Here is a 9,711-nt window from a genome sequence, read left to right as displayed (position 1 = left end):
TAGTCATAATTTTACTTAACCGTTCACGCCACTGTTTACCTGTCCAAACCGAACTACCATGAGCAAATTTTTTCGAGAAATATTGGCTATCTACCATTAACCCACGCCATAGACCAAAACAGAGGAACAACATAATTAAAGTAAATGGTAAGGCAATGATTAAGGTCATTGTCTGTAAGGCAGCTAATCCGCCAGAGCGTAATAAGGCGATGGCTAAAGCCGCTAATAAGATCGCCCAGAATGCACTTTGCCATGCTGGTGAATTCTCTTTACCTTGTGAGGCAATATTATTGATAACGTAGATACCAGAATCAGCAGAGGTAATAAAGAATAACGCAATAATTAACATTGCCAGTAAAGAGGCAATTGTTGAGCCAGGTAAATGATCAAAAAAAGCAAATAGTAAAGCTTCAGTATTACTGCTTAATGCAGATAATGAACCTTGTGTTTGTTGATCAATCCAGATCGCAGAATCACCGAAGATCGTCATCCATAAGGCATTAAAGAGCGATGGCACAAATAACACACCAAGAATAAACTCACGGATCGAACGACCTTTAGAAATTTTCGCAATAAATAAACCAACGAATGGTGCCCATGAAACCCACCAAGCCCAGTAAAGTACAGTCCAACCATTAAACCAATCTTGTTTATCTGGTTGATTAGCAAAGGTACGGAAACTTAATTCGATAAAATTACTGAGATAATTCCCAATATTTTCAGAGAAATTACTGAATAAATAGATGGTTGGGCCAGCAACTAAGACAAAAATCATCAAGAAGATAGCCATACCTAAATTGATTTCACTTAAACGGCGAACCCCTTTTGCTACCCCAGTAATGGCAGAAATAGCAGCTAACGTCATCACGATAACAATGATGATTGAAAGGGTGGTGATACTACGATCACTCATCCAGCCAATGGCGTGTAATCCTGCATCTAACTGCATGGCACCATAACCTAAGGTGGTGGTTACCCCGAAAACTGTACTGCAAAGTGCCACAATATCAATAACATGACCCCAGAAACCAGATACACGGTGTTTTAAAATTGGGTAAAAACCAGATCGGATGGTGAGTGGCAATTTATAACGGAAACTGAAATAAGCAAGAGTTAGACCGATGACAGCATAGATTGCCCAAGCATGGATACCCCAATGGAAAAAGGAGAGAAGTAAGGCATTTTCAACTTTTTCCGTTTGAGTAGCGTTTTCTGCAAGCGGTGCAACATAATGTGAAATCGGCTCTGCAACACCAAAATACATCAAACTAATACCCATACCTGCGGCAAATAACATTGCCATCCATGACATAAATGGGTATTCAGGTTCTTCATTTTCAGTTCCTAATTTAATGTCTCCTAAACTACTCGCACAAAGTAATAATAGGAAGATAATAAAAATAGAAACAGCAATCACATAAAACCAACTGAAATTGGTAAAAATGTTGCTTTTGATACTATTTAACAAAGTTTCTGTGGTTTGTGGGGCGAAAATACCTAATCCCGTCACACCAAGAATAAATAATAGACTTGGCACAAAAATAGGCGCCTTAAACGTACTCGTCGTTTTGCAATAACGTAGCAAATTCAAAATGATATCTCCTATAATTTTATTTTTTATGATGAACGAAACATAGTGTCATCATTGATGGTGAAAAGCATTAGGACAACGCCTTACACAAGAGGAAGATAGGACAAAGAATGAACTATCTAAATGCGAAAAGGGAAGTAGTATTCCCGATAAAGTGTCAAAAAACTGCAAAATAGTAACAGATTATATTTTAAAGTGCAAATTTGCAGTTTTTAATACTGTGTTAATCGCTAACTTAGCATTTTTATCTAGTTAGTTTTCAGGTTGATAACCAATGTCTGGTTGTGAGGGGTGAGATGCGGCTTCTCTGGCCAAGGTATCACATAGCTCATTTTCGGGATGTCCTGCATGGCCTTTTACCCAATGCCAAGTGATATGATGTCGCTGAATGGCTTGATCTAAAGCTATCCAAAGATCTTGATTTTTAACTGCTTTTTTCTGGCTAGTACGCCATTGATTGCGTTTCCATAGCATAATCCATTCAGTAATGCCTTTACGCAGATATTGGCTATCACTGTATAGTGTTACCTCACAAGGTTCTTTTAAGGTATTTAATGCAGTAATCGCGGCTAATAGTTCCATTCGATTATTGGTGGTTAAATGATAACCGGCAGAGAGTTGTTTTTGGTGTTGTTTATAGCGTAATACGATGCCAATACCACCCGCTCCCGGATTACCCAGACAAGAACCATCAGTAAAGATCTCAACTTTTTTTCGCATGACAGGATTTGTATTCAAGATTTGTATTGTTAAAATGGCGTTTAATTATAGAGAGTTAATTCACAAAAGAAAAACAAAGATATGCAAATTGATCAAAATAGAATTGTGGTACTGGATACAGAAACCACAGGGATGAGCAGTGGCAGTGAACCACAAATAGGGCATCGCATTATTGAAATTGGTGCGGTAGAGTTGATGAATAGACGGCATACAGGGCGTAATTTCCATGTCTATTTACAGCCGGATCGTGAAGTTGATGCTGCAGCGATTGAAGTGCATGGGATTACTAATGAATTTTTAGCAGATAAACCACGTTTTGCTGATGTATTTGAGGAATTTGTCGAGTTTATTAAAGGTTCTGAATTAGTGATTCATAATGCTCCATTCGATGTGGCGTTTATTAATCAAGAGTTCTCTTTCCTCAAACAGACGTTACAAACTGATAATATTTGCCAAGTGACAGACTCGTTAAAATTGGCTCGTCAGCTTTATCCGGGGAAGAAAAATTCATTAGATGTACTTTGTGGGCGTTTAGGAATTGATAATAGTAAACGGACTTTGCACGGGGCTTTGCTGGATGCGGAAATTTTAGCGGATGTGTATTTAGCAATGACCGGTGGACAAGGTAGCTTAATGCTAGATGCAGAACCGTTACCAATGATGACCGGAGGCGCGGCACAAGGTGAAGAAAAAGGTGAGATTAAACGGCATAATTTGGCTATCTTAAAACCTACAGAAGAGGAGTTAGCCGCCCATCAAAAATATATTGAGTTGATCAATAAAAAAAGTGGCAATCAATGCTTGTGGGAAAAGTTACTCGCAGAAACATCATCAACCCAATAGTAACCTTGATTAGCCACTTGCATTCTTAGCAGTGGCTGATTAAAATTCATCCCCCAATATTTATACCTTAAATTTATGCCTTAAGTGGCATAACCTGACCTGTGATCAGACAAGAGAAAAATATGACAACTGAAATTCAGACAAAACCTGAGCTGCTTTCGCCTGCGGGCTCACTAAAAAATATGCGTTATGCTTTTGCTTATGGTGCAGACGCAGTATATGCAGGCCAACCTCGTTATAGTTTACGTGTGCGTAATAATGAATTTAATCACGCTAATTTGAAAATTGGGATTGATGAAGCGCACGCATTAGGCAAAAAATTCTATGTTGTGGTCAATATTGCACCACACAATTCTAAATTAAAAACCTTCATTAAAGATCTCACGCCAGTCGTAGAAATGGGGCCAGATGCGTTAATTATGTCTGATCCTGGTTTAATTATGTTGGTACGTGAACATTTCCCAGAAATGCCGATCCACCTTTCTGTACAAGCTAATGCGGTGAACTGGGCGAGTGTTAAATTCTGGCATCAAATGGGCTTAACACGAGTAATCTTATCACGTGAATTATCACTAGAAGAGATTGCAGAAATTCGCCGTCAAGTACCAGATATTGAAATTGAAGTATTTGTACATGGTGCATTATGTATGGCGTATTCAGGTCGCTGCTTATTGTCAGGTTATATTAATAAACGTGATCCAAACCAAGGAACTTGTACCAATGCTTGTCGCTGGGAATATCAAGTGAAAGAGGGGCAAGAAGACGAATTAGGTAATATTGTTGATCCGAATGACATCATTCCAATTAAAAATGTTGCACCAACGTTGGGTGAAGGAACAACAACAGACAAAGTCTTTTTATTAACCGAGAGCCAACGCCCAGATGAACAGATGCAAGCATTTGAAGATGAACATGGTACTTATATTATGAATTCAAAGGATTTGCGTGCAGTACAACACGTAGAAACATTAGCCAATATGGGTGTTCATTCATTAAAAATCGAAGGCAGAACGAAATCTTTCTATTACTGTGCTAGAACTGCACAAGTTTATCGTAAGGCGATTGATGATGCTGCGGCTGGTAAGCCATTTGATGAGAGTTTATTAACCACATTGGAATCTCTGGCACATCGAGGCTATACCGAAGGTTTTTTACGCCGTCATACACATGATGAGTACCAAAATTATGATTACGGTTATTCCATTTCAGTACGTCAGCAATTTGTTGGTGAATTTACGGGGGTACGTAAAAATGGAATGGCAGAAATTGCAGTAAAAAATAAATTCTTATTGGGTGATGAAGTCGAAATGATGACACCAAATGGTAACATTATTTTTACAATTAACCAGATGTTTAATCGTAAAGGGGAAGCTGTTGAAGCGGCTTTAGGTGATGGACACTTTGTATTTGTGCCTGTTCCTGAGGATATACAGTTAGATTATGCCTTATTAATGCGTAATTTAGTTGATGCTGATACCAGAAATCCGCATGGCGAGAAAAAAAGTTAGGGTAGGATAAATTAACCAAAATCCTTAAATGAGAAAATAAGGTTAAAAACGTTAAAAAAATATTAAAAATGTTATTGTATTATGAAATTTTGATCATTATAATGCAACCCGTACCCTAAAATATGACTCCAAATGTTTGCCCCTTTATTTATCCCGAATAAAGGGGATTTTTTTATTTATAGTATTTCTATTTTTAAATCGGTATAGATGTAAAAAAAGGAAAGTTTGGAACTTTCCTTTCACTTATAAATTAAATCGCTTTTAAGGTTTCTAAAATTTTCGGTTGGTTTTCAATGATATAGAGTAATTTTAGTGCGGGACCATTTGGTACCCTGCGGGAAGTTTCCCAAGATTGCACTAATGCAGTACTTACTCCTAATAACTCTGCAAATTCATTTTGCTTTAAATGTGTGTTAGCACGAATTTTTTTTACATCAGGAATACGAAATTTGGTTACAGTATTAGGTGCCGGTTGTAATTCGCCTTTTTCAATGGCGACCATTTGTTCAGCACTTTTAATTAGGCGATCAAATAAATTTTTATCCATTTTCAATCTCCTTTTAGTTTATCAACAATTGATTTTAAAATTGCTTTTTCTGCAGCACTCATATTGTCTTTTTCACTCTTAGGGTACATCATTAATAAGTATAATTTTCCCTTAGCTGTGAGTGAATAATAAATAATTCTTATGCCACCACTTTTACCTTTATTGTTACCTGACAATTTCCATCTGATTTTTTGGCATCCACCTGTATGTTGAATAAAATCGCCTAAATGGAAATTCTCTAGCATATAGGTTTGAAATACTTGATATTCATCATCAGAAAGTAAGGCCTTTCTATCTTCCTCAAAAATAGGGGTTTCAATAAATGTTATAAATTTATCAGTATTCATCTTGACTCCTAACGAATCTAGTTTAATTTGTACCCTGTACAAGGTCAAGTAAAAAAGAAAAACCGTTTTATTTTTGATTTGCTGATAAGCTACAACTTCTTGGTTGTTATTTGTGTTGTAATGCTTTACGGACAGAATTAAGTCTTTTTAACTCACTATTTAATTGTCAGATATGATATCCGTAGCTATTTGTATTTTTTATTTATCCCGAATAAAGGGGATTTTTTTTCATCTGATAGCTATTTATTTCTTAATAAACAAAACGATAGCTTTGCTTCTTGTTATAATGAATTGAATTCTACTTTTAGTGAGTTAACCGTTATGAACAAGAGATCAGATTATATCCCATCCTCCAATCTACAAACTATTCTCCATTCTAAACGAGCAAATTTATATTATCTGGAACATTGCCGAGTATTAGTGAATGGTGGACGAGTTGAGTATGTTACAGATCAAGGTAAAGAATCGTTATATTGGAACGTTCCTATTGCAAATACGACTTGTATTTTACTGGGAACAGGTACTTCGATTACACAAGCAGCAGTGCGAGAATTGGCAAAAGCAGGGGTAATGATTGGATTTTGCAGTGGTGGCGGTACCCCTTTGTTTGCTGGCACAGAAGCAGAGATTGGTTGTGAGTTTTTTAGCCCACAAAGTGAATATCGACCGGTACAGTATTTACAGCAATGGTGTTCTTTTTGGTTTGATGATGAAAAACGTTTAACGGTAGCAAAAAGTTTACAGCATATACGATTACAAACGATTTTGCAGTGCTGGCCAAAATTAGATTGGCAGATTAATCGGACTTTATTGGAAAAAGTCGTACAAGCTGCAGAAGTAGAATTTCAACAAGCGACAACGAGTCAGGCTTTATTAACCGCAGAAGGACGATTTACTCAGCGTCTTTATACATTAGCTAATCAATATACGATTAAAGATCCCCATTTTAAACGTAGTGAACGTGGTGAAGCGTTTGATTCAGCAAATCAATTTCTGGATCATGGTAATTATTTAGCTTATGGGTTAGGCGCAACAGCTTGTTGGGTACTAGGTTTGCCACATGGGTTAGCGGTGTTACATGGTAAAACTAGACGAGGTGGGCTGGTATTCGATGCAGCGGATATGATTAAAGACGCATTAATTTTGCCACAGGCTTTTATTTCTTCTCTACAAGGCGATGAGGAAAATGATTTTCGCCATAACTGCATTGAAAATCTACTGCAATTTGAAGCATTAGATATCATTATTGAGGGCTTGAAACAGCTTGCTCAACAAGGAGCAGATCTATGAATATTTTGCTAGTGAGCCAGTGTCAAAAAAATGCATTAAAAGAAACTCGCCGGATTTTAGATCAATTTGCAGAACGTTGTGGGGATCGTGTTTGGCAAACCGCGATTACGCAAGCAGGATTGCAAACGTTAAAACAATTATTACGACAGACAGCAAGAAAGAATACAGCAGTAGCTTGTTATTGGACACATGGAAAAAATCAAACTTCGTTGTTATGGATTGTTGGTGATCAAAGTCAATTTAATCAAAAAGGTCGAATTCCAACCAATAGAACACAACGTGATATTTTACGGAAAGATGATGAAGTTGCTTGGATTAATGCGTATAACATTCAAATTATTGCTGCATTAGCAGCACTTCTGCACGATTTGGGAAAATCAAGTATTGGTTTTCAGACAAAATTAATGCCAGCAGCACGTACTTTTGCAGATTGTTATCGACATGAATGGGTGTCTGTAAGAATTTTTGAAGCAATGATTGCAGGGTGTACAACAGATGTTGAATGGTTAACGCGTTTAGCAAATTGGGCTGAGTATCAACAGCAATACCCTGATTGGTTAAAATTACTAAAAAAAGAGGGGAAACAGCCTAATCAAGATGGTTTTGAATCCTTACCACCATTAGCTAAAGCATTAATTTGGTTGATCTCTTCGCACTATAGAACACCTTATTTAGCAGAATTTGCAGAGAATAATCAGAGTAAGAAAAAAACGTGGCATCAAGAAGTACCAGATACGCTAACTCGTTTTTATCGACGTTTATCAGCGAGTAATGGGTGGGTATTTAATCCGCATAGTGAACATCCTCATCCAGAAAAGTTTTGGCAATTTTCACATTTAGTTTCTGATAGCACAGCTTGGCAAAAAGCGATGAGCCGTTGGGCAAATAAGGCGTTAAAACATCAAGGATTACTTAATTTACTCAGTCATCATGCAGAGATTGCGGATGATTTTCTACTGTTGCTTTCTCGATTATCGTTAATTACCGCTGATCATCATTATTCTTCATTACCATCCGCTCCACATTTAGGCGAAAAAGATTTTCCTTTATTAGCGAATACAGATTCACAAGGAAAAGCAAAACAGCGGTTAGATGAGCATTTATTGGGTGTTTGTCAAAGTGCGGTACGTTTTGCACGGATTCTGCCGAAGTTACCTGCATTATTACCTTTTTTAAAACATAAGGGCTTTAATAAACGTAGCGATATTGCTCGTTTCCAATGGCAAAATAGAGCTTTTGACTTAGCCAAACAATTACAACCACTTACTGAAAAACAGGGATTTTTCGGTGTAAATATGGCAAGTACGGGGTGTGGTAAAACACTTGGTAATACAAGGATTATGTATGGATTAGCGAATCCGCAGCAAGGCGCTAGATTCACGATTGCATTGGGATTAAGAGTATTAACATTACAAACCGGTAAGGCATTAAAAAGTAAATTAAAATTGGATGATGACGAACTGGCTGTGTTAGTTGGCGGTAATGCCATTAGTAAATTATTTGAGTTACAAGAAAAAACAGGCAGTGAGTCAGCAGAAGATTGGTTAGATACACTGCAAATTGATGGTGGGGTGATAGGGGAACATGCCATTGATTCGATTGCTGAATTTAATACATTATTAGCAAACCAGAAAGCCAAACAATTATTACAAACACCTTTGGTAACTTGTACCGTTGATTATCTGATGAATGCGAGTGAGTGTTTGCGTGGTGGTAAGCATATTGTGCCAATTTTACGGTTATTAACAGGAGATTTAATCTTAGATGAACCCGATGATTTCGATCAAAATGATTTACCTGCATTAAGTCGTTTAGTGCATTTAGCAGGATTGTTTGGCAGTAAAGTGTTGTTATCATCAGCTACGCTAACGCCAGATTTAATTAGCGGTTTATATGAAGCTTATCAGGCAGGACGAAAAATCTGGAATCATAATAATAATTATCCATCAACAGGTGTTTGTTGTGCTTGGTTTGATGAGTTTAATCAACAGGCGTTTACTTGTGGTGATTTATCCTCGTATCAACAAAAACATACTGAATTTATTCAATTACGTGTCGCGAAATTAAAACAGCAACCTATACGACGTATTGCCAATGTGATGGATTTACCTAATGTTGCTGGAGGTGAAAACCAATTACTTAATTGGCCAGTATTTGCAAATTATCTAATCAACAAAGCAATAGATTTTCATCACCAATTTTATACACAAGATAGCGTATCAAATAAGACGGTTAGTTTAGGTTTGATTCGTTTTGCGAATATTAAGCCGATAATTCCAACTATTTTGGCGATGTTACAACAGCAATGCCCTGCGGATATGGAAATTCATATTTGTTGTTACCACTCTAGACAGCTGCTACTTTTACGAAATCGTTTAGAACAATGCCTAGATAGATTACTTACTCGTTATAATCCACAAGCCATTTTCCAGCAACCAGAAATTCAAACTGCTTTACGGAATAGCGATAAACAACATCATATTTTTATTGTCGTAGGAAGTCCTGTCACAGAAGTTGGGCGGGATCACGATTATGATTGGGCAATTATTGATCCTTCATCTATGCGTTCCATTATTCAATTAGCCGGGAGAGTGTGGCGACATCGGCCGGATAAAGTAGCAGAAATACCAAATATTGCATTATTACCAAGTAATTGGCGAGGATTGACGGGTAAACCATATCGAGAGGGACTATTTACACGACCGGGATTTGAAAGTAAAGAAAATGGATTGGTTTCACATCAAACAGCACGAATTATTACACAAGATCAACTTGCAGTAATTGATGCTATACCAAGAATTACTTATCAGGCAGAAGAAATTGCACCTAAGAAAAACAAATATGACACACTAGCGATACTAGAAC

General features: G+C 37.1%; 8 protein-coding genes. 4 read left to right on the top strand and 4 right to left on the bottom strand.

Features of this window, described 5'->3' with window-relative positions:
• On the bottom strand, positions 1-1,591 hold a 1,591-nt coding region (locus PF272_RS11615), incomplete at its 3' end, for a BCCT family transporter (RefSeq protein ID WP_271142880.1).
• A 252-nt stretch (positions 1,592-1,843) separates the two neighbouring features.
• Positions 1,844-2,311, bottom strand: coding sequence for a ribonuclease HI (rnhA, locus tag PF272_RS11610; RefSeq protein ID WP_271142879.1), 468 nt, complete (start codon positions 2,309-2,311; stop codon positions 1,844-1,846).
• Positions 2,312-2,392: 81 nt separating this feature from the next.
• On the opposite strand from rnhA, the gene dnaQ reads away from it, so the two are divergent.
• Positions 2,393-3,154 carry a DNA polymerase III subunit epsilon gene (dnaQ, locus tag PF272_RS11605; RefSeq protein ID WP_271142878.1) on the top strand — a complete coding sequence of 254 codons (762 nt, stop codon included), beginning with the start codon at positions 2,393-2,395 and terminating at the stop codon, positions 3,152-3,154.
• Positions 3,155-3,276: 122 nt separating this feature from the next.
• Positions 3,277-4,662, top strand: coding sequence for a prephenate-dependent tRNA uridine(34) hydroxylase TrhP (trhP, locus tag PF272_RS11600; RefSeq protein ID WP_271142877.1), 1,386 nt, complete (start codon positions 3,277-3,279; stop codon positions 4,660-4,662).
• A gap of 250 nt (positions 4,663-4,912) precedes the next feature.
• On the opposite strand, the gene nadS is transcribed toward trhP, so the two are convergent.
• Positions 4,913-5,209, bottom strand: coding sequence for a NadS family protein (gene nadS / locus PF272_RS11595; protein WP_271142876.1), 297 nt, complete (start codon positions 5,207-5,209; stop codon positions 4,913-4,915).
• Positions 5,210-5,211: 2 nt separating this feature from the next.
• Positions 5,212-5,556 carry a type II toxin-antitoxin system RelE/ParE family toxin gene (locus tag PF272_RS11590; RefSeq protein WP_271142875.1) on the bottom strand — a complete coding sequence of 115 codons (345 nt, stop codon included), beginning with the start codon at positions 5,554-5,556 and terminating at the stop codon, positions 5,212-5,214.
• A gap of 321 nt (positions 5,557-5,877) precedes the next feature.
• Between PF272_RS11590 and cas1f the strand changes: the two genes are divergently transcribed.
• Complete coding sequence (gene cas1f / locus PF272_RS11585) at positions 5,878-6,846, top strand: type I-F CRISPR-associated endonuclease Cas1f (protein WP_271142874.1); 969 nt, start codon at positions 5,878-5,880, stop codon at positions 6,844-6,846.
• The coding region (gene cas3f / locus PF272_RS11580; RefSeq protein ID WP_271142873.1) for a type I-F CRISPR-associated helicase Cas3f at positions 6,843-9,711 on the top strand (2,869 nt) is incomplete at its 3' end. The genes cas1f and cas3f, both read left to right, overlap by 4 nt.

Source organism: Gallibacterium faecale (assembly GCF_027920745.1).
Taxonomy (GTDB): domain Bacteria; phylum Pseudomonadota; class Gammaproteobacteria; order Enterobacterales; family Pasteurellaceae; genus Gallibacterium; species Gallibacterium faecale.
This window is presented reverse-complemented; position numbering and strand designations above follow the sequence as displayed.